General features: G+C 66.8%; 17 protein-coding genes. 10 read left to right on the top strand and 7 right to left on the bottom strand.

Features of this window, described 5'->3' with window-relative positions; all coding sequences use genetic code 11:
• Entirely contained in the window at positions 1–1,761 is a 1,761-nt protein-coding gene (locus DQ353_RS05155) for a hypothetical protein (RefSeq protein ID WP_113761722.1), read from the bottom strand.
• A gap of 421 nt (positions 1,762–2,182) precedes the next feature.
• On the opposite strand from DQ353_RS05155, the gene acs reads away from it, so the two are divergent.
• The 4 genes from acs (at position 2,183) to DQ353_RS05135 (ending at position 6,206) form a co-directional block, all read left to right on the top strand.
• Positions 2,183–4,168 carry an acetate--CoA ligase gene (acs, locus tag DQ353_RS05150; protein WP_113761721.1) on the top strand — a complete coding sequence of 662 codons (1,986 nt, stop codon included), beginning with the start codon at positions 2,183–2,185 and terminating at the stop codon, positions 4,166–4,168.
• A gap of 121 nt (positions 4,169–4,289) precedes the next feature.
• Positions 4,290–4,742, top strand: coding sequence for a type II 3-dehydroquinate dehydratase (aroQ, locus tag DQ353_RS05145; protein WP_113761720.1), 453 nt, complete (start codon positions 4,290–4,292; stop codon positions 4,740–4,742).
• A gap of 53 nt (positions 4,743–4,795) precedes the next feature.
• Complete coding sequence (locus DQ353_RS05140) at positions 4,796–5,119, top strand: MmcQ/YjbR family DNA-binding protein (RefSeq protein ID WP_113761719.1); 324 nt, start codon at positions 4,796–4,798, stop codon at positions 5,117–5,119.
• A gap of 91 nt (positions 5,120–5,210) precedes the next feature.
• Positions 5,211–6,206 (top strand): DUF2332 domain-containing protein, encoded by a 996-nt coding sequence (locus DQ353_RS05135; protein ID WP_113761718.1) that lies wholly within the window; start codon positions 5,211–5,213, stop codon positions 6,204–6,206.
• 42 nt (positions 6,207–6,248) lie between these two features.
• Here DQ353_RS05135 and DQ353_RS05130 read toward each other — a convergent pair whose 3' ends face one another.
• Positions 6,249–7,433, bottom strand: a complete 1,185-nt coding sequence (locus DQ353_RS05130) for a MarP family serine protease (protein WP_113761717.1) — start codon at positions 7,431–7,433, stop codon at positions 6,249–6,251.
• 208 nt (positions 7,434–7,641) lie between these two features.
• On the opposite strand from DQ353_RS05130, the gene DQ353_RS05125 reads away from it, so the two are divergent.
• Complete coding sequence (locus tag DQ353_RS05125) at positions 7,642–8,319, top strand: Crp/Fnr family transcriptional regulator (RefSeq protein ID WP_113761716.1); 678 nt, start codon at positions 7,642–7,644, stop codon at positions 8,317–8,319.
• A 122-nt stretch (positions 8,320–8,441) separates the two neighbouring features.
• Here DQ353_RS05125 and DQ353_RS05120 read toward each other — a convergent pair whose 3' ends face one another.
• The 3 genes from DQ353_RS05120 to sp36 are packed head-to-tail and all read right to left on the bottom strand — an operon-like array spanning position 8,442 to position 10,068.
• Positions 8,442–9,392: an NUDIX hydrolase gene (locus tag DQ353_RS05120; protein ID WP_286166613.1), complete on the bottom strand. Its 951-nt coding sequence runs from the start codon at positions 9,390–9,392 to the stop codon at positions 8,442–8,444.
• Positions 9,393–9,414: 22 nt separating this feature from the next.
• Complete coding sequence (locus tag DQ353_RS05115; protein ID WP_113761715.1) at positions 9,415–9,891, bottom strand: RidA family protein; 477 nt, start codon at positions 9,889–9,891, stop codon at positions 9,415–9,417.
• Between the two features lie 21 nt (positions 9,892–9,912).
• A complete protein-coding gene (gene sp36, locus DQ353_RS22695) occupies positions 9,913–10,068 on the bottom strand; it encodes a Sp36 family protein (RefSeq protein ID WP_181578252.1) in 156 nt (51 codons plus the stop codon).
• A gap of 253 nt (positions 10,069–10,321) precedes the next feature.
• On the opposite strand from sp36, the gene DQ353_RS05110 reads away from it, so the two are divergent.
• The 5 genes from DQ353_RS05110 to DQ353_RS05090 all read left to right on the top strand — a co-directional run bounded on the left by DQ353_RS05110 (position 10,322) and on the right by DQ353_RS05090 (position 17,630).
• A complete protein-coding gene (locus DQ353_RS05110; RefSeq protein ID WP_286166612.1) occupies positions 10,322–12,424 on the top strand; it encodes a transglycosylase domain-containing protein in 2,103 nt (700 codons plus the stop codon).
• Positions 12,425–12,428: 4 nt separating this feature from the next.
• Positions 12,429–13,382 carry a metallophosphoesterase gene (locus tag DQ353_RS05105; protein ID WP_113761713.1) on the top strand — a complete coding sequence of 318 codons (954 nt, stop codon included), beginning with the start codon at positions 12,429–12,431 and terminating at the stop codon, positions 13,380–13,382.
• An 89-nt stretch (positions 13,383–13,471) separates the two neighbouring features.
• Positions 13,472–15,298 (top strand): ABC transporter ATP-binding protein, encoded by a 1,827-nt coding sequence (locus tag DQ353_RS05100; RefSeq protein ID WP_113761712.1) that lies wholly within the window; start codon positions 13,472–13,474, stop codon positions 15,296–15,298.
• Positions 15,295–17,103, top strand: coding sequence for an ABC transporter ATP-binding protein (locus DQ353_RS05095; RefSeq protein ID WP_113761711.1), 1,809 nt, complete (start codon positions 15,295–15,297; stop codon positions 17,101–17,103). The genes DQ353_RS05100 and DQ353_RS05095 overlap by 4 nt, the downstream gene beginning before the upstream one ends.
• Before the next feature lie 209 nt (positions 17,104–17,312).
• Positions 17,313–17,630, top strand: a complete 318-nt coding sequence (locus tag DQ353_RS05090) for a hypothetical protein (protein WP_113761710.1) — start codon at positions 17,313–17,315, stop codon at positions 17,628–17,630.
• A gap of 91 nt (positions 17,631–17,721) precedes the next feature.
• Here DQ353_RS05090 and DQ353_RS05085 read toward each other — a convergent pair whose 3' ends face one another.
• Together DQ353_RS05085 and purD are read right to left on the bottom strand one after the other, a co-directional pair.
• Positions 17,722–18,627 (bottom strand): phosphoribosylaminoimidazolesuccinocarboxamide synthase, encoded by a 906-nt coding sequence (locus DQ353_RS05085; protein ID WP_113761709.1) that lies wholly within the window; start codon positions 18,625–18,627, stop codon positions 17,722–17,724.
• The gene (gene purD, locus DQ353_RS05080; protein ID WP_113761708.1) at positions 18,628–19,914 is read right to left on the bottom strand and encodes a phosphoribosylamine--glycine ligase; all 1,287 of its coding nucleotides are present in this window, start codon (positions 19,912–19,914) and stop codon (positions 18,628–18,630) included.
• Between the last annotated feature and the right edge of the window lie 74 nt (positions 19,915–19,988).

Here is a 19,988-nt window from a genome sequence, read left to right as displayed (position 1 = left end):
CTACTTGTCCGGGAATTGCAGGTCGTCGAGGTCGCGCAGCACCGCGGGGCGGCCCTCGGCGAGGTTGATCAGGTATTCGGTGCCGCGGTCTTCCAGGCACAGGATCCATTTCCCGGGGTTCAGCGTCGCGAGCATGGTGCCGTTGACCGGGTGGAAGACCGGGCGCGAGTGGTTCAGGGCGAACCAGAAACTGGCGGGCTCCGGATCGGCGGCGGCAACCTCGGCCCGGGCCCCGAAGGAGGACTCCGCCTCGACCTTGGCATGCTCGACGGCGGCGCGGTGCGCGTCGATCTCGGTACGCGAGAGCGCGGCGGTGGCCTTGATGTCGCCGGTCCGCGGGACGGCCATGGTTGCAGGGTTCGGGTTCCCGACGGCCGGGACACCGGATACCTCGGCGGGTTTCGCGTCCGCTGCGGCTTCGTTCGCCTTCTCCGGGTGGTCGGCGGTGTCCGTTCCGGCGTCCTCGACCAGGCTCCGGCCGGGCCCGTCGCCGTCCTTGCCGCCATCGATGGGGCCCGGGGCAGCCGGCTCCGGCTTTCGGGCCGACGCCGCTTCGGTCGACGCCGCTTCGGCCGCGCCGGTGACAGGCGTGGCTGCGCCGGCCCCGGTTTCAGGCTTGGAGTCCTTCATGGCGGCTGCGGTGCCGGCACCCGTGCCGGGCTCCGCCGCGGCGTCCGGGTCCCCGTTGTTGCCGGTCGACGGCTTGGAGTCGTTTTCCGTGGCCCGTGCGGCATCGGCAGCCTCGCCCGTTTTCGCGGGCTCGGCGGCGCCCGATTCCGGTTCGGCCACCGACGCCTCGGCCCGGGAACCGTCGACGGTGGAGGCCTCCTTGGCCGATGCCAATGCTGTGTCCTTGCCCGGCTCCGGTGCGTCGTTGTCGGACGCGTTGGATCCGGAGGCCGGGGCCTGGTCGGAGTCCTGCTTGAGCGGCGTGTGGTCGGTCTTGTTCGCTGGGCCGGCCGTGGCGCCGGTGGGCACGGCCGAAGCCGGGGCGGAGGCTTCGGACGAGGCGGCCGCGGCCGGGCTGGCTGCAGCAGCAGCGGCCGTGGAAGCGGCGGTGGCGCTGGCGGCTCTTGCCGGAACCGCAACGGGGCCGGCCTCGCGGCGTGCCTCGTCCTTGCCCGTCACCGGCATGCCCGGGCGGTTCGCGGCGTGGCCCGTCGAGGTTGCCGGGGTTTCCGGGGAACCGGAGCTGCTGGCGCCGAAGCTTTCCGGCTCGGTCGACGCAGCGGCGGCTGACGGTTTCGCGGCCGGGGGTGCCGGTGCCAGGACGTTGGAACCCAGCACGGTTTCGCCGCCGGGAACGAAGTCGCGGCGGAAGGCCCCGAGATAGCTGGCCAGCGTCGTGCCGGTGATCATTGCCAACGCCCCGATGAGCCCGATCAGGTAGGCCGGGGACATGGACGCCACGTAGGAGTTGAAGAAGTAGGCGGCGGCAAACAGGGACACGACCGATCCGGCCTGATCCAGGCTCAGCGACCCGATGCGCACCCGGGTGCGTCCGGTGAGCCGTCGCCAGGTGAACCCGGCGGCGACCAGCAGCGGCAGCAGCAGGGAGACCAGCAGGTGGAAGGGCATGCCCGGGAAGATCCACATGTTCACCGAGACGGTCTTGGTCCACGGGATCGGGATGAGCGAACCCACCAGCACCAGCAGCCCGCCGAGGATGACGAACCCGTCGCGCATCGTCAGCGGCCCCAAAACCGCCCTGGGCGTGCGCCCGGGCGTCGAACCCTCTGCCTTGGTATGCACCTTGTCCATGTGAAGACCCCGCTTCTTGTTCGTGTTGCTTCCTTGGCCCTGCCTCGGCGCCCGGTCGGCGCGTACCCGTTGGGTGTGTGCTTGGACCGCTTGCGCCTTGAAGGCAGCGCTGGATACAACCCTATCCGTGCCGCCGGCCAACGCGCGCGATTGGGCGCACCGCGAATACCGCCCGTGTTTCGCCGTCGTTGGCCAAGGCCCCGTCCCGGTCCCGCACGACAGCGGACCGGAGTCGTTCCCGGGCGGGGTTCCGGGGCCCGGGAGCCCGGAACCCTACGACCGCTGGGCGTGGATAATTGCCGCTCAACGCACAATCACCACCCCTCCACCGTCATACTTGTGACGGGTCGCACTCGGGGAAGCCCCGCGGCTGTAATCTGAATCACCAGACCCCACTTTAGTTGTTGGAAGGACCAAAACCGTGTCGGACACCCACACCCCCACGCTGGACAACCTCTCGCATGAGACCCGCGCCTTCGCCCCGAGCGCCGAGTTCGTGGCCAATGCCATCGGCAAGCCGGAACAGTACGAGGCAGCCAACGCCGACCGCCTGGGCTACTGGGCCGAGACGGCCCGCAAGGTCTTGACCTGGGACACCGACTTCACCGAGGTCCTTGACTGGTCGGGCGCTCCGGTGGCCAAGTGGTTTGCCGACGGCAAGGTCAACGCCGCCTACAACGCCCTGGACCGCCACGTCGAAAACGGGCTCGGCGACCGCGTCGCCATCCACTTCGAGGGCGAACCGGGCGACACCCGCTCCTACACCTACTCCCAGCTCACGACGGCCGTGAAGCAGGCCGCCAACGCCTTCGAGTCCCTTGGCGTGGCCAAGGGCGACCGCGTCGCGGTCTACCTGCCGATGATTCCCGAGGCCGTCATCACGATGCTGGCCTGTGCCCGCATCGGCGCGATCCACTCCGTGGTCTTCGGCGGCTTCTCCGCCGACGCGCTGCGCTCCCGCGTCGACGATGCCGAGGCCAAGCTCGTGGTCACCGCCGACGGCACCTGGCGCCGCGGCAAGCCCTCGGCCCTGAAGCCCGCCGTCGACGAGGCCCTGGCCGCCCCCGGCCACACCGTGCAAAACGTGCTGGTGGTCAAGCGCAACGGCCAGGACGTCACCTGGAACGAGAAGCTGGACAAGTGGTGGTCCGAGACCGTGGACTCCGCCTCCACGGAGCACACCGCCGTGGGACATGAATCCGAGCACCCGCTCTTCGTGCTCTACACCTCCGGCACCACCGGCAAGCCCAAGGGCATCATCCACACCACCGGCGGCTACCTGGTCCAGGCCGCCGCCACGCACCGCGACACCTTCGACCTGCACCCGGAAACCGACGTCTTCTGGTGCACCGCCGACATCGGCTGGGTCACCGGCCACACCTACGTCACCTATGCACCGCTGGTCAACGGCGCCACCCAGGTCATGTACGAGGGCACCCCCGATTCCCCGCACCAGGGCCGCTGGTGGGAGATCGTGGAAAAGTACGGGGTGACCATCCTGTACACCGCACCCACCGCCATCCGCACGTTCATGAAGTGGGGCCGGCAGATCCCCGACTCCTACGACCTGTCCTCGCTGCGCCTGCTCGGCTCGGTGGGCGAACCCATCAACCCCGAGGCGTGGATGTGGTACCGCGAGGTCATCGGATCCAACAACGGCCCGAACGGGGAAAAGAAGGAGCACCCGACCCCGATCGTGGACACCTGGTGGCAGACCGAGACCGGCGCGCACATGATCGCCCCGCTGCCCGGGGTCACCGCGACCAAGCCGGGCTCCGCCCAGACCCCGGTCCCGGGCATCACCGTGGACGTGGTCGACGAGATGGGTGTTTCCGTGGGCAACGGCGAAGGCGGTTTCCTGGTCATCCGGGACCCGTGGCCGGCCATGCTGCGTGGCATCTGGGGCGACATGGACCGGTACAAGGAAACCTACTGGTCCCGCTTCGAGGGCATGTACTTCGCCGGCGACGGCGCCAAGAAGGACGAGGACGGGGACATCTGGCTGCTGGGCCGCGTGGACGACGTCATGAACGTCTCCGGGCACCGGCTGTCCACCACCGAGATCGAGTCCTCGCTGGTCGCCCACCCGTACGTGGCCGAGGCCGCGGTCGTCGGGGCGAAGGACGAGACCACCGGCGAGGCAGTGGTCGCCTTCGTGATCCTGCAGATCGAACCGGCCGAGGGCGAGGACGTGGTCGCGACGCTGCGGGCCCACGTCGGCAAGGACATCGGCCCGATCGCCAAGCCGCGCCACATCCTGGTGGTCCCCGAGCTGCCCAAGACCCGCTCGGGCAAGATCATGCGCCGCCTGCTCAAGGACGTCGCCGAGGGCCGCGAGGTCGGGGACTCCACCACGCTGGCCGACAGCACCGTGATGACGCAGATCGCCGATTCGATGCGGAAGTAGCACCGCGCAAGCCGCCGGCGGGCGGGAAAGGCACACGGCCTTCCCCGCCCGCCGCGTCTTTTAACGCAAACCCCGGCTTGCCGCCACGGCCCGCCCCGCCCCGACTGCCTAAGCTGGAGGCATGAGTGAAAACACCCCTGCGCGCATCCTGGTCCTCAACGGCCCGAACCTGAATCTCCTGGGCACCCGGGAACCGGAGATCTACGGGCACGAGACCCTGGCGGACGTCGAGGAGCTGTGCCGCGCCGCCGCCGCCAAGGCCGGCTACGAGGTCGAGTTCCTGCAGTCGAACCACGAGGGCGTGCTGATCGACGCGATCCACGCCGCGCGCGGGACCTTCTGCGGCATCGTGATCAACCCCGGCGCCTTCACCCACACCTCCATTGCGCTGGCCGACGCCATTTCCGGGGTGCAGCTGCCGGCCATCGAGGTGCACATCTCCAACGTCCACAAGCGCGAGGCCTTCCGCCACCATTCCTACATCTCCCCCGTTGCCGCTTCCATCATCGTGGGGGCGGGAGTCAACGGGTATGTTCTGGGTGTGCAGCAACTGATCCACCTCGCCTCCCGGTAAGCCGGGGCCACGGACGCCTGTGCGGGAGCCGGCCGGCTCGGTAGAGTGTGGCCATGAGCACCGAGGACGATGTCCGCAGGCCATGCCTGGCCCTTCCCGGCGTCACCGAGAGACCGGGCTGGCAGCGGCCCGCCTGGTTTGCCTGGTTCGCCTGGTTCGGCAAGACACTTCTGGCCCGCATCCGGGTGGAGGGCGTGCTCACCGTGAAGTCCGGCGAGCGCGAGGCGCACGCGGCCATGGAACCGGACATCCACTTCCGGACGCCGCACCATGGGCGCCCGCCGTTGCCGGTGCCGGTCAGGCTCGAACGCGTCGATCCGGTGGGACTCGCCGAGCTTCTGGCCGAGTCGCACCGGCTGGCCGGCGGCACCCGCTGATGCGCCCCGGCTGCGGGGTGCCCAGCGCCCACGCTGGACGCAACTGCGGCATCGCGGACACCCATTCGACCCGGCGACGTGAGGCAGGAACGTGAGCACCCAGGCAACCGAAGCCACTGCTTCCCTCTACCGGGACTACGCACGCCGCTGGTTCCCCGGCCACAGCGAGCTCTACGTCCAGTGGGCGACGGGTGTGGCAAACACCCCGGAGCTGTTGGCCCTCGTTTCCGAATTGCCCGAGCCCAGGCGGCAACCGAATCTGGTCTTCGCCGCGGCGCGTTTCCACGGATGCCCGGACGAAACGTTTCCGCAGCTGCAAAAGTACCTCGGGGCGCACTGGCCGGCAATCCGGGCGATCGTCCTGGACCATGCCACCCAGACCAACGAGGCGGGTCGCTGCGCCACATTGCTGCCGGCCCTGGCAATGGTGGCGGCGCAGGAACGGCGGCCCCTGGCGCTGATCGAGGTTGGTCCCTCCGCGGGCCTGTGCCTGCTGCCGGACCTCTACTCGTATTCCTACGACGGGGCCGCGCCGCTGGGTAACGGGTCCCCGTTGCTGCGCTGTTCGACCACCGGCAATCCCCCGATCCCGCGTCGGCTCCCCGAGATCGCCTGGCGGGCCGGGGTGGATCTGAATCCGCTCGACGGCACCGATCCGGACACCGTGGCGTGGCTGCGGGCCCTGGTCTGGCCCGGGCAAGACGAACGCCTGGAGCGGCTGGATGCGGCCCTGGGCACGCTGGCCGCGCTGGCATCCGGTGCCTTGCAGGCCGCGGCCGGCGCCCCGCTGCTGCTGTCAGGGGACCTGAACGAACGAATCTCCGAACTGGTGGATGCGGCGCCGAAGCACGCGGTGCCGGTGGTCATGCACTCGGCGGTGCTCGCCTACCTGGGCCAGGCCCAACGGGCACGCTTCGCCGAAACCATCGCGACGCTGGGCTGCCGCTGGATCTCCAACGAGGCGTTCTTCATGGACGCGGCAAACCGCTCGCAGCAGGGCTCCGACGCCAACTTCTTCACCCTCGCCCTGGACCGGGTCCCGCTGGCCCGCACCGGACAGCACGGGGCCGAACTCCACTGGCTCTGATGCCTCCGGTGCTTCCAGGCCCCGCACCCGCTGGGCAGGGCCCTAGTGCGGGGAGCAGGCGCCGGTGGGCACCGGTTCGCGGGAGGAAGCGGACTTGGCCAGTGCCGCGTTGATCTCGTCAAGCGCCAATGCGTACCCGACCTCGGCGCTCCCCTTGGCCTTGGCGAAGACCATGCCCACGACCCTGCCGGAGGAATCGAGCAGCGGCCCGCCGGAGTTGCCCTGCTCGACATCGCCTGCCAACTGGTAGATGCGCAGCGGCGTGGGTTCGGCTCCGTAGATGTTCTGGATCGAAATGGTGCTCAGCGATTCGACGACCGCACCCATGGCGCGGAAGGAACCGCCGCCGGGGAAGCCCAGGAATGCCGCAGTGTCCCCGCGCCCCAGATCCTTGCCGAACTCCAGCGGATCCAGCCCAAGGTCCGGCACCGCCAGCACGGCGATGTCGGCCACGGAGTCGAAGTACACGACGCTGCCCGAGAGCACTCGTCCGTCCTGCGTGGTGACCGACGGTTCACTGATCCCGGCCACCACGTGCGCGTTGGTCAGTACGCGGTCCGAAGCGAATACGAAGCCGGAACCGGATTGGTTCACGCCGCAGGCGTAGGCGGTGCCAATGATCTTGACCACCGAACCTGCGGCCGCGTCGACACCGGCACCCAGCGATTCAACCTCGGGCACGGCGATCGGGACCTTCGGCGCGAAGGGCTCAAGGAGTTCGGGGATGGTCTGGCCCATGACCTGCGCGCGGGCCTGGGTGACGAAGTTGGTGATTGGCTTCGGGGTCAGGTTCTGGATCCCCGTCAAAACCCGCGAGTCGGCGACCTGCTGGGACACCCACGGCACGCCCATGGTGGCGGCCGAAAGGGCAATGGCGGAGATGACCAGGGCAGCCATGACGGTGTTGGCCAGGCCTCCAAGGAGCCTGTCAAAGGACTTTAGGACCGGGAAGTTCAGCCATAAGCGGATTCTCGCTCCGATGGCCATGCCGATTCCCTGGCCAATGAGGATGAAGATCAACCCTGAGGCCACGATCCAGAAGATTCGCCATCCGGGGTTGGTCACCCAGGTGGAAACCAGTGGGATTCCGTAGAACGCCGCAATGCCGCCGGCAAGGAAACCAATGATTGCGCCGAGCGTGACAAAGAAGCCTTTACGCAGGCCAGAGGCCAAAAAGCTGATCAAGGAAATGATGAGCAACAGGTCCAACCATGTCAATCCCCACATTCAGTTTGGACTCCCACTCTTCATACCGTGCCACACGGCCCAAACCAAGGCCCCAAACACTATCCGCTGCCCCGAGTCTAGTCTGGGACGGCCTCGGTTCCCCGCGATTCTAACCACATTTGGCCTTATGTGGCGTGTGGAAGCTGTCACATGGGCCAACCGTACGGCACAATTAGGTGAGCGCTAACGACAGTTGACAGGAGATTTTATGGACATCGAGGTACTGCGCCGAGCACCCCTCTTCGCTTCATTGGGCGACGAGGTGTTCTCTGCATTGACTGAAGAACTAACTGAAGTGGATCTGTCCCGTGGTGCTTCGGTATTCCGCGAGGGCGACCAGGGCGACCAGCTCTACTTCATCGTTTCGGGCAAGATCAAGCTGGGCCGCACCTCTTCCGATGGACGTGAAAACCTCATTGCGGTCCTCGGCCCGGGCGAGTTGTTCGGCGAGATGGCACTGTTCGATCCGAGCCCACGCAACGCCACGGCAACGGCGGTCTCCGAGACCCGCCTTGCCGGCCTGCGTCACGAGAACCTGCGCAAGGTCATCCTGACCAGCCCGGAGGTTTCGGTCCAGTTGTTGCAGGCTTTGGCTTCGCGCCTGCGCCGCACCAACGAGTCGCTGGCCGACCTGGTCTTCTCCGATGTTCCTGGACGTGTCGCCAAGGCGCTTCTGGATCTGGCCGACCGCTTCGGTCGTCCGGCAACGGACGGCATCCTGGTTGCCCACGAACTGACGCAGGAAGAACTGGCCCAGCTGGTGGGCGCCTCGCGCGAAACCGTGAACAAGGCCCTGGCCGAGTTCGTGCAGCGTGGTTGGTTGCGTCTTGAAGCACGCGCGGTCGTGATCCTGGACATCCAGCGTTTGCGCCAGCGTTCACGCTAAATACGCAACAGTGCACCAACGGGTGTGGCGGGGGTCCCCTTCGAAGGGGAACCCCGCCACACCCGTTTAAGCTTCGGCCGCCGATCCAGGAACAGGGGCCACCGGCCGGAAGGGGTTGGGGCTCAGCGGCCGCGTCCCAGTCCGCCGCCCTCGGCCGCCGTCGTGGTGGTGACATCCAGATAGAATTTCCCGCCCACCTGGACGAGTTCGGGATGGTAGCTTTTCAGTTCCCGCCGCACCGACAGGTAGGCGACAGTGCCTCGGGTGGAGGCCATCTTTTCCAGGAATACTTCCACGGCCGGGGTGGTGACCATGCTCAGGGGCAGGCCCTTGGTGTCCGGTGCCCCCACTTCGTCGCCCAGCGCGGTGGTGTTGCGTTGGGCGATGACCTCGGAGGCCACCTGCCAGGTGGCCCAGATCCCCTTGCCGCGCAAGAGCGACGGTTCCTGGCGCACCGGCAGTGCCGCGGCGAAGTAGCGGGTGTCAAAGCGCCGCAGCGCGAAGTTCGGGGAGATCCAGTGCGACAGCGGCCGCAACAGATCGGTCCGCAGGCCCAGCCCTCGCTTGGCCAGCACGTCCGAAAGCGACTTGTCCTGGCCCGCAACCGCCTCGCGCACGGCCATCCAATCCTCGCTGTCGCAGTTTTCGACCACGGAGAGCTCGTCGGTGCCCGCCAATAGCACACCGGTTTCCTCGAAGAGCTCGCGAATGGCACACACGATGTGCGCCCGCACCATTCGCTGGTCAAGGATGCCCAGGCGTTTTGACCACTCGGTGAGGGTCGGCCCGTACCAGGGAATGTCCTGTTCGTCGTCGGCTTCCAGGCTGCCACCGGGAAAGGCGACACTCCCGAGCGGAGAACCACCGGGACGATATCCGAGGTAAGTTTCGACACCTTTCGGGGAGTCGCGGATCAGCACCACCGACGACGCCCGCCGCACAGCCCGGGGCGTGCGGCTTCCGTAGGAAACCCAATTTTCCGCAGCGTCATATTGCGTCGGCGGCAAGTCAAAAAGCCGGCGCAGCAGCCCCGTGGACGGATTGCGTGGTTTCACCGCGGGAATCTCGTTCACGGGGCCGCTGTTGTCGTGCTGGTTAGGCAAATTCGACAATCAGTTCAACCTCGACCGGGGCGTCCAACGGCAGTGCGGCAACGCCGACCGCCGAACGGGCGTGCACACCCTTGTCACCGAGCACGGCACCGAGGAATTCGGAGGCACCGTTGATGACGGCCGGCTGGCCGGTGAAGGACGGGTCGGAAGCGACGAAGCCAACGACCTTGACCACGCGGACAATGCGATCCAGGTCCCCGATGACGTCCTTGATGGCTGCCAGTGCGTTCAGCGCGCAGGCCTGTGCCTGGCCCGCAGCGACCTCGGCCGTTACCGCGGCTCCGACCTTTCCTGTGGCTGTGAGTTCCCCGTTAATAAACGGCAGCTGACCCGAGGTGTAGACCAGGTTGCCGGTGATGGTTGCCGGCACGTATGCGGCCACCGGTGCGACGACGGCGGGGAGGGCATGGCCGAGCTCGGCCAGGCGTGCCTCTACTGCTGAAGAAGTCTCTTGTTGCATGGGTATTTCTCGTTTCTGTGATTAGGCCTTGGGGCGCTTGAGGTAAGCGACCGGTGCATTTCCATTGGGTCCGGGAACGACGGCAACAAGCTCCCAGCCGTCGTCTCCCCACTGATCCAGGATCTGCTTTGTGGCGTGAATAATGAGCGGCAAAGTGGCGTACTCCCATTTGGTCATAACCGATACGTTAGCGCGTCCTTGTAAACTAGTGGGCATGGCAGCTAAAAAGTCCCCTTTTTTTGATACGGCTACCACCCTCGGCAAGATCGTTGCCTTCTTTGGGGTGAGCGCTTTATGTGGCGTACTCGCGGCAGGACTCATGGTTCCTGTCGCTTCCCTTGCCGGCAGCGGCGCAACCGCAGGTGCGGAAGTGTTTGACGCCTTGCCGGCCAGCTTCAAGGGAGAGCCGATTGCCCAGCCTTCCAAGGTCTTGGCGTCCGATGGTTCGACCATCGCCACGTTCTACTCGGAAAACCGGCAGCCGGTGAAGCTCAAGGATATTTCCAAGGTCATGCAGAAGGCCATCGTCTCCATCGAGGACGAGCGCTTCTACGAGCACAACGGCGTCGATGTCCGAGGCATTGCCCGCGCCGCCGTCAACAACTTCACCTCCTCCTCCCAGCAGGGCGCTTCGACGCTGACGCAGCAATACGTCAACAACCTGCTGGTGAACGCCGACGTCGTCAACGGAGTCGATCGCTCCGAGATGACGATCTCCGGCACGAAGGACATCGCGGACAAGGCCCGCGAAGCCAAGCTGGCCATCTCCATCGAGAAGGAAATGACCAAGGACGAAATCCTTGAGGGTTACCTGAACCTCGTGTTGTTCTCTGGACGCAACTACGGGGTCCAGGCCGCCGCACAGCGTTTCTACTCGGTGGATGCCAAGGACCTGAACCTGCAGCAGTCCGCCATGCTTGCCGGCATGGTTCAGCTCCCCAACGCCTACAACCCCGAAAAGTACCCCGAGCGGAGCCTCAAGCGTCGCAACACCGTGCTGGCTGCCATGCTGCGCACCGGTGCCATTGACAAGAAGGCCTACGACAAGGCCGTCAAGACAAAGCTGGCGATCAAGCCGAAGGAACTGAAGTCCGGTTGCATTGCCGCGGACGGGGCTGCCTACTTCTGTGACTACGTGACGCGATTGATCACCTCCGATTCCGCATTCGGCAAGACCAAGAAAGACCGCGAGAACCTGTTGTACCGAGGTGGCATGAACATCAAGACCACCTTGGATATGCGGTTGCAGAAGGAAGCCGTCAAGCAGACCGAGCGCATGATCCCGGCCGACGACAAGTCGAACATGGGCTCAGCGATCGTGACCGTTGAACCGGGCACCGGCAATATCCTGGCCATGGGCCAGAACAAGACGTATGCCCCGACCGACAAGGACAAGGGGCCCATCACCATGTACAACTTTGCCGTTGAAGCGGCAATGGGTGGTGCAGGTGGTTTCCAGGCCGGCTCCACGTTCAAGCCGTACACCACGATGGCCTGGCTCGAATCCGGTCACAACATGTGGGAAAAGCTCAGCACACCGGTGAAGAAATACTCGAGTAGTTTCAAGTGGAAGGCTTCGTGCCTTCCTAGCGGATATGCAACTTCGGGTGGTGGTGCCAAGGGTTGGGCTCCACGAAACGCTGTCAACTGGCCCTCATCAATGACCGTTGACTACGGGCTCCTCAATTCGGTGAATACCGCGACCATTACCGAGGCCTCGAAGATCGACCTGTGTGACATCGCCAATGCCGCAACCCGCTTGGGCATTATTGATTACGGAGAGAACGTTGATCCCAAGACCCGAGAGGTAAGCACCTACGGCCAGCCGGTAAACCCGGCGAACCCATCCTTCGTCATTGGTTCTGCGCAGGTTACCCCGCTGGCCCAGGCCACCGCGTTTGCCACCTGGGCCAACAAGGGCGAATTCTGTGAGAACCGCGCGCTGACCTCCGTCACGGATGCGAAGGGCAATGAGTACAAGGTCAAGCCCGTGTCCTGTGAACAAGTGATGGACCCGCAGGTGGCTGCCGACATGAACGGCACCATGAAGAAGATCGGCAAGAAGGCCACCAAGGGCCAGATCGGCTACCAGATTGCCGGCAAGACCGGTACCAATAATGATGCCAACTCCACCTGGTTCGTTGGATACACCACCGGCATGTCCACGGCGGCCTGGGTTGGCCGCTATGACAAAGACAAGAAGATGCAGACTCAGGGCAAGGTTGTCAACGGTGTTGCCCGCCGTTGGACCGACTCGGGCACCTGGGCCGCGCCATTGTGGACGGCCTACATGAAGCAGGTAGGCACCCTGTACCCTGCCAAGTCGCTCGGCAGCGCCAAGGCAGCACCCAAGCCTGAACCGAAGAAGGAAGAAAAGGACGATTCGAAGTCGGCAACGACCGAGACGTCCGCTCCCAAGGACACCACGGAAAAGCCCAAGGCCACTGAAACGCCGAAGGCAACCGAGAGTGCCAAGCCGAAGGGAAACAGCGGCAAGACGCCGACTCCTCCCAAGAAGACGAATGGTGACTAGTTCCATGGCGAACCCATCCTCGCTGGCCGAAGCGGTCTCACGCACTGTGCGTGGGGCCGCTTTGGCGGCTGCTGCGGCAACCGCTTCGGCCGGTGTTCTCTTTGGCTACGGACTGGGCCAGACGACGCGTTTCGTCCTCCGGGAAGAATCCCTCGCGCTGCTTCCACCGGGGTCGGCCCCGATCCGGCTGCTGCACCTGTCGGACATCCACATGGTGCCCAACCAGGAACTCAAGCGTCGCTGGCTGCACTCGCTGGCGGAGCTGCAACCCGACCTGGTCATCAACACCGGTGACAACCTGGGCCACATGGACGGCCTGGGATCCCTGCTCGAGGCACTGGGCCCGCTGATGGCGTTCCCCGGGGCCTTCGTTCCGGGATCGAACTGCTACTTCGGGCCGCGCCTGAAAAACCCGTTGCGCTACCTGCGCAAGCGCACGGATGCGCCGCGCAATTCCCCCAAGTACCAATTGCCGTGGCAGCAGATGCACAGCGCCTTCGGTGCCGCCGGCTGGGTCAACCTGACCAACCGGAACCACTCCATGGCCGTGAACGGCACGCGCCTGGATTTCACCGGGGTCGACGACCCGCACCTGCACCTGGAACGTTTCGCCGGTTGGCCGGCCGGCTCGGTGTCCTCCGGCGCCGCCCCCCACCTGCGTATCGCCCTGACCCACGCCCCGTACCAACGGGTGCTGGACACGTTCACCGACGCGGGCACCGACCTGATCCTGGCCGGGCACACCCACGGCGGACAGGTCTGCATCCCGGGATACGGTGCCTTGGTGACCAATTGCGACCTGCCGACCTGGCGCGCCAGCGGGCTGACCCAATGGGAGCACGCGGGCAAGAGCGCGCCGCTGAATGTGTCGGCGGGCATCGGAACCTCGCGCTTCGCGCCGGTGCGGATCGCCTGTCCTCCGGAAGCAATATTGCTGACCTTGACCGCCCGGAACTAGCCCGCCGGCTCTGATTGAACAATCCCAACCCCACACTGTAGGGTATTCCCAGTAGCGAATTGGCGCTCGGGGATTGAGGTCGGACACCGGTGGCAGTACAACAAGGACACGCCCCCGCGGCGGGCACACCCACGCTGGGCCGGACCTTCGCCCGGCTCGTTCCCTTCGTCAAGCCCATCCTGCCGCGGCTCTTCTTCGGCTTCCTCTGTGCGCTGGCCGCAGGCATCGTCGCCCTGACCATCCCCCAGGTGCTGGCGTGGCTGGTGAACAACGTGCTGCACCCCGAGGGCAGGGACTCCGAGGTTTGGCTGGCCGTGGGCCTTGTCGCGGGACTGGGCGCCCTCGAGGCGCTGTTGGTGTTTCTGCGCCGGCAATTCGTGATCACCCCGGCTGCCCGCCTCGAAACCCAGATGCGGGTGCGCTTCTACGAGCACCTCCAGCAGCTTCCCGTCGCCTTCCACGAGCGCTGGGGCTCCGGGCAACTGCTCTCGCGCTCCATGTCGGACTTGAGCCTGCTGCGCCGCTGGCTGGCCTTCGGCGCGCTGATGCTGGTCGTCTCCACCGTCACCGTGGTCACCGGGCTGACCCTGATGTTCACTTCCAGCTGGGTGCTGGGCAGCATCTACCTCGCCGGGGCCGTCCCCATCAGCATCAAGGCCTTCTACTTCCGCAACACCTACCGCGCGGCCAGCCGGCTGAGCCAGGACCAGGCCGGCGACCTGGCCACCGCGGTGGAGGAATCGGTCCACGGCATCCGCGTCATCAAGGCCTTCGGCCGCGGCCGTCACATGTACGACGGCTTCAATTCCCGGGCCAAGCAATTGCGCGACACCGAGGTCGTCAAGGCCAGGACCCTGGCCAGCTTCCTGCTCTATGTCGTCGCGATCCCCGAGACGACCCTGGGCCTGGGCCTGGTCGCCGGGCTCTGGCTGACCGCCCAGGGAGAGTTGAGCGTCGGCGCCCTGGTCGCCTACTTCGCCACCGCCACCGTGCTGGCCGGACCGGTCGAAGGCATGGGCATGTTGCTGGGCATGACGCTGACCACCAAGACCGCCCTGGACCGCCACTTCGAGGTCATGGACACGCCCAACACCATCACTTCCCCGCTGGCCCCGCGCAGCCCGGCGAACGGGCGCGGCGAGCTGGAGCTGCGCAACGTGCACTTCAGTTTCCCCGACGCGGCCGGAACCGGCGCCCCGACACTGCGCGGCATCAACCTGGCTGTCGCCCCCGGGGAGACCATGGCCCTGGTCGGCATGACCGGCACCGGCAAGTCCACGCTGCTGGCGCTGATCCCGCGGCTCCACGAGGTCACCGGCGGGCGGGTGCTGATCGACGGGATCGACGTGCGCGACTGGGACCTGATCCAGCTGCGCCGCGCGGTGGCCGTCGCCTTCGAGGACACCATCCTGTTCTCCTCCTCGATACGCGAGAACGTGCTGCTCGGCGCCCCCGAACTCCCCGAGGACCAGCTGACGGCGCTGCTCAACGAGGCGATCGACACCGCGCAGGCCGGGTTCGCCCGCACCCTGCCCGAGGGGCTGGACACCGTCATCGGCGAGGAAGGGCTCTCGCTGTCCGGCGGCCAGCGCCAACGCATCGCCCTGGCCCGGGCCATCGCCGCCCGCCCGCGCGTGCTGGTGCTCGACGACCCGCTCTCGGCACTGGATGTGCGCACCGAGGAAGCCGTCACGCAGAAACTGCGCATCACGCTGGCCGGGACCACCACGCTGATCGTCGCCCACCGGCCCTCCACGGTGGCCCTGGCCGACCGGGTGGCGCTGCTCAAGGACGGGGCGATCGACGACGTCGGCACGCACTCGGAACTGCTGGCACGCAACGAGCACTACCGCTTTGTGATCGCCAGCCTCGAAGACGAAGACACCAACGTGCTGGAAGGCGGGCCACGGGCATGAGCACGAACACCGGAGTGTCCAACGAGGACGCCATCACCCTGAGCGCGGCCGAACGCCAGCGCGTGCGCGCCCGCTCCTGGCGGCTGCTGGCCACCCTGGCATCCAGGCAGAAGCCGATGCTGGTGCTCACCGTGGTGCTGGTGGTCATCTCCAATGCCGCCCGCGCGTCCTTCCCCATCATCATCGCCTGGGCCATCGACTGGGGCCTGCCGCAGGTCACCGGCGGCAACCTCGCCGCCCTGGGCATCACTGGCGGCGCCTACGTGTTCTCCGCCATCACGGCCGGCTCGCTGTTGGGCTGGTACGTGCTGTGCACCGCCAAGATCTCCCAGGCGATGCTGCTGGATTTGCGCCTGCGCGTCTTTCGGCACACCCAGCGACTGAGCCTGGAGTTCCACGAGAAGTACACCTCCGGGCGCATCATTTCCCGGCAGACCTCGGACCTTGAGACGCTGCGCGAACTGCTGGACCAGGGCATCTCCGAGCTGGTCTCCGCCTGCGTCTTCGTGACCTTCACGCTGATCTCGATCTTCGTGCTGGACTGGCGTTCCGGGATCGTGGTGATGATCGCCGCGATCCCCATCTCGCTGCTCTTTGGCTGGTACCAGCGCCGGTCCGAGGTCGTCTACCGCGAATCCCGCGTGGTCTCCGCGCGGCTGATCGGCACCTTCGTGGAAACCATGACTGGCATCCGCGCGGTCAAGGCCTTCCGCAAGGAGAAGGCCAACGACGCGAACTACGCCTCCGTCGCCGGGGAATACCGCGACAACTCCATCCGCTCCATCAACCTCTTCGGGGTGCTGCAGCCGGGCCTGGTGCTCGTCGGGAACCTGTCGGTGGCCGCCGTGCTGGCCTGGGGCGGCTTCCGCATCCTGGACGGCACCCTGGCCGTGGGTGTGCTGGTGGCCCTGCTGCTGGCCACCAAGCGGGTGTTCCAGCCGGTGGAGAACATCGCCATGTTCTATTCCTCGCTGCAGGCCGCGACGGCGGCCCTGGAAAAGGTCTCCGGGTTGCTCGAGGAGTCGCCCACCGTCGTGGAACCGGCCAGGCCGCAGCCGCTGGGCGAGGTTGCCGGTGCACTGAAGTTCGAGGACGCGGTCTTCGGCTACGGCGACGGCCCGGTCATCATGGACAGCTTCGACCTGGACATCCCGGCGGGGCAAACCGTGGCAGTGGTCGGGCAGACCGGCGCGGGGAAGTCCACGCTGGCCAAGCTGATTGCACGGTTCTACGACCTGCGCTCCGGCACCCTGACCCTGGATTCGGTGCCCATCGACCGGATCGCGAACGACGACCTGCGCCGGCACGTGGTCATGGTGACCCAGGAGTCGTTCCTGTTCTCCGGCACGGTCGCCGAGAACATCGCCCTGGGCAAGCCCGGGGCCAGCATCGAGGAGATCATCCTGGCCGCCCGCGCGGTGGGGGCCCACGAGTTCATCACCGCACTGCCGGAAGCCTACGACACCGACGTGAACAAGCGCGGCGGGCGGGTCTCGGCCGGGCAGCGCCAGCTGATTTCCTTCGCCCGGGCGTTCCTGGCGGACCCGGCGGTGCTGATCCTCGACGAGGCCACCAGCTCGTTGGACATCCCCTCCGAGCGGGCAGTGCAGCGCGGGCTGCAGACGCTGCTGGGAAACCGCACCGCGCTGATCATTGCACACCGCCTGTCCACCGTGCAGATCGCCGACAGGGTGCTGGTGGTCCACGACGGGAAGATCGTCGAGGACGGGTCCCCGGCCGAGCTGATCGGCTCCGCGGGCCGCTTCGCCGCCCTGCACAAGGCCTGGAAGGACTCGCTGGTCTGACCCGCCCTCGGCGCCATCGGCGCGGCTTTCGCGGTGGCGTTGCCGGCAACGACGAGTCCAGGGGTTGGCATGCGAAGGAACCGGGTTCCGGCCGCGGCGGGATTGCTGGGCGTGGCACTGGTGTTCGCGGGCTGTTCCGGATATGCCGGGGTGGCGGCGCTTGACCGTGCTGCGGGCCCTGGCGATGTGTTGCCGCAGGGCATCACACGATGATGGAGGACTTCGATGCGGCAAGCATCCGACTGCTGTCCGCCCACGGGGAGGCCAGGTATTTCGCCGGTACCACCACCGGCAAGACCACCGCCTGCATCCTGGTCCAGCCCGCGGGAAACGATCCCGACTGGATCGCCGGGTGCGGCGGCGCGGGTGCCACCGGCGAGATCGTCGAGGTCTCGAGCACCAACCCTGCGCGCACGGTGGTGCTCGTCAGGGACGATGCGGATACCCGGGACCGCGAGGCCGAAGGGTTCACCCGGCTGCGCACCAACGTCCTGGTGCGCAGCGGCGCCGCGGCCGGCACCGGTTAGGCCAAGCTGCGGCGCGTGACGCAGCAGGGGGCCTGGAACCGCATCCGAAGTTGCGGTTCCAGGCCCCCTGCCAATCAACGGCCCGACGTGGCTAGGCCGTGAAGGTGAGCCCGGTCAGGCGCTCGTAGGCCTCGATGTACCGTCCGCGGGTGCGCTCGATGATATCCGCCGGCAACGCCGGGGGTTCGGCGCCCGAGGCCTTGTCCCAGCCGGAGGCATCGGAGGTGAGCCAGTCGCGCACGAACTGCTTGTCGAACGAGGGCTGGGCCTGGCCCGGTGCGTAGGTCTCGGCGTCCCAGAAACGCGAGGAATCCGGGGTCAGCACCTCGTCTCCCAGGGTGATCTCGCCGTTGGACGGATCGATGCCGAACTCGACCTTGGTGTCGGCCAGGATGATGCCGCGGGTGCGGGCGATCTGTTCGGCTCGCATGTACAGGGCCAGCGTGGCGTCGCGCAGGTCCGCGGCCTGCTGGCCACCGATGCGTGCCGCGGTTTCCTCGAACGTGATGTTCTCGTCGTGCTCGCCGACCGCGGCCTTGGCCGAGGGGGTGAAGATCGCCGGCTCCAGCTTGGAGCCATCGACCATGCCTGCCTTCAGCGGCAGCGCACACACTGTCCGGCGGTCCTTGTACTCGGCCAGGCCGGAGCCGGTCAGGTAGCCGCGGGCGATGCATTCGATCGGGAACATCTCCAGCTTCTTGCAGACCATGGCCCGCCCGGCGACGGCCTCGGGGACGTCGGTGGAGATCACGTGGTTCGGGATTTCGCTCAGCTGTTCAAACCACCACAGGCTCAGCTGCGTGAGCACCTTGCCCTTGTCGGGGATCTCGGATTCCAGCACGTAGTCGAAGGCGCTGATCCGGTCGGAAGCGACCACCAGCACGCGGTCGGTCTCCTCGAAGGAGGAGCCGGCAGGGACGTAGAGGTCGCGGACCTTGCCCGAGTAGAAGTGGGTCCAGCCCGGAAGTTCCAGGGTTTCGGTTTGCAGGCCTGACATTTAGTTGCTTCCTTCCGCGACGCTGATCTGGCCGTTGGCGGCCTTCAACGCGATGTCGGTGCGGTGCTGGGCACCGTCCCAGGAGATGGCCGCGACCCCGGCGTAGGCCTTGTCGCGGGCCGCATGCAGGTCGGCACCCAGGCCCACGACCGCGAGCACGCGGCCACCGGCGACAATGACCTCACCTGCCTCGTTGGACGTGGTTCCGGCATGCAGGACCGAGACGTCCTCGATGGCCTCGGCCGCATCCAGTCCGCGGATGGCGGCACCCTTGATGGGGTCCTCCGGGTAGTTTTCGGCGGCCATGACCACCCCGACGGCGGTTTCGGGGCGCCAGTGCAGTTGCTCGGCGTCGTCGAGCCCGCCCGTGGCCGCGGCCATGAGCAGGGCACCGAGCGGGGTCTTCAGGCGTGCGAGCACGGCCTGGGTTTCCGGGTCGCCGAAGCGCGCGTTGAATTCGATCACGCGGATCCCGCGCGAGGTGATGGCCAGGCCGCAGTAGAGCACCCCGGTGAAGGGTGTGCCGCGGGATTCCATGTCGCGCAGCGTCGGGTAGGCAACGCGGTCCATGACCTCGTCGACGAAGCCGGCGGGCAGCCACGGCAGCGGCGAGTAGGCGCCCATGCCGCCGGTGTTCGGGCCTTGGTCGCCATCAAAGATGCGCTTGAAGTCCTGGGCCGGAGCCAGCGGGACGGCGTGGGTGCCGTCGCAGATCACGAAGAGGGAGACCTCGGGTCCGTCGAGGAATTCCTCGATGACCACGGTGCCGCCGGCCTCGAAGCAGGTTTCGGCGTGGGCCAGGGCCTCGTCGCGGTCGGAGGTGACCACCACGCCCTTGCCCGCGGCCAGCCCGTCGTCCTTGACGACGTAGGGGGCGCCGAAGGCATCGAGCGCCTCGGCTGCCTCATCGGCGTTGGTGGCGACCTTGGCCATCGCGGTGGGTACCCCGGCCGCGGCCATGACGGTCTTGGCGAAGGCCTTGGAGGCTTCCAGCTGCGCCGCCGCCTTGGTGGGACCGAAAACGGGGATGCCTGCGGCCAGCAATGCGTCCGCCACACCTGCCGCCAGCGGTGCCTCGGGGCCGACCACTACCAGTTCCGAACCCAGCTCGCGGGCCAGGGCCACCACCGCGGCGGGGTCCTGGGCGTCGATTTGGTGGGTGGTGACATCACGCGAAATCCCGGCATTGCCGGGTGCGCAATGCAGGTCGGAGACGTAGGGATCCGCAGCCAAAGCGCGGATCAGTGCATGTTCGCGGCCGCCGGGGCCAATAACCAGTACCTTCACGAGGCTTAAGCCTACCGGGTCTGGCGCGGCCGGTCCCGCACCGGGTCGCGATCCCGACGCATTGCCGCCGGCTT

Origin of the sequence: Arthrobacter sp. AQ5-05 (genome assembly GCF_003287975.1) — a bacterium.
GTDB lineage: Bacteria > Actinomycetota > Actinomycetes > Actinomycetales > Micrococcaceae > Paeniglutamicibacter.
This window is presented reverse-complemented; position numbering and strand designations above follow the sequence as displayed.

Coding starts and splice junctions, on each gene's coding strand:
- DQ353_RS05155 (WP_113761722.1), bottom strand. CDS start 1,761: ATGGACAAGGTGCATACCAAGGCAGAGGGTTCGACGCCCGGGCGCACG.
- aroQ (WP_113761720.1), top strand. CDS start 4,290: ATGAGTGAAAACACCCCTGCGCGCATCCTGGTCCTCAACGGCCCGAAC.
- DQ353_RS05140 (WP_113761719.1), top strand. CDS start 4,796: ATGAGCACCGAGGACGATGTCCGCAGGCCATGCCTGGCCCTTCCCGGC.
- DQ353_RS05130 (WP_113761717.1), bottom strand. CDS start 7,433: ATGTGGGGATTGACATGGTTGGACCTGTTGCTCATCATTTCCTTGATC.
- DQ353_RS05125 (WP_113761716.1), top strand. CDS start 7,642: ATGGACATCGAGGTACTGCGCCGAGCACCCCTCTTCGCTTCATTGGGC.
- DQ353_RS05115 (WP_113761715.1), bottom strand. CDS start 9,891: ATGCAACAAGAGACTTCTTCAGCAGTAGAGGCACGCCTGGCCGAGCTC.
- sp36 (WP_181578252.1), bottom strand. CDS start 10,068: ATGACCAAATGGGAGTACGCCACTTTGCCGCTCATTATTCACGCCACA.
- DQ353_RS05105 (WP_113761713.1), top strand. CDS start 12,429: ATGGCGAACCCATCCTCGCTGGCCGAAGCGGTCTCACGCACTGTGCGT.
- DQ353_RS05095 (WP_113761711.1), top strand. CDS start 15,295: ATGAGCACGAACACCGGAGTGTCCAACGAGGACGCCATCACCCTGAGC.
- DQ353_RS05090 (WP_113761710.1), top strand. CDS start 17,313: ATGATGGAGGACTTCGATGCGGCAAGCATCCGACTGCTGTCCGCCCAC.
- DQ353_RS05085 (WP_113761709.1), bottom strand. CDS start 18,627: ATGTCAGGCCTGCAAACCGAAACCCTGGAACTTCCGGGCTGGACCCAC.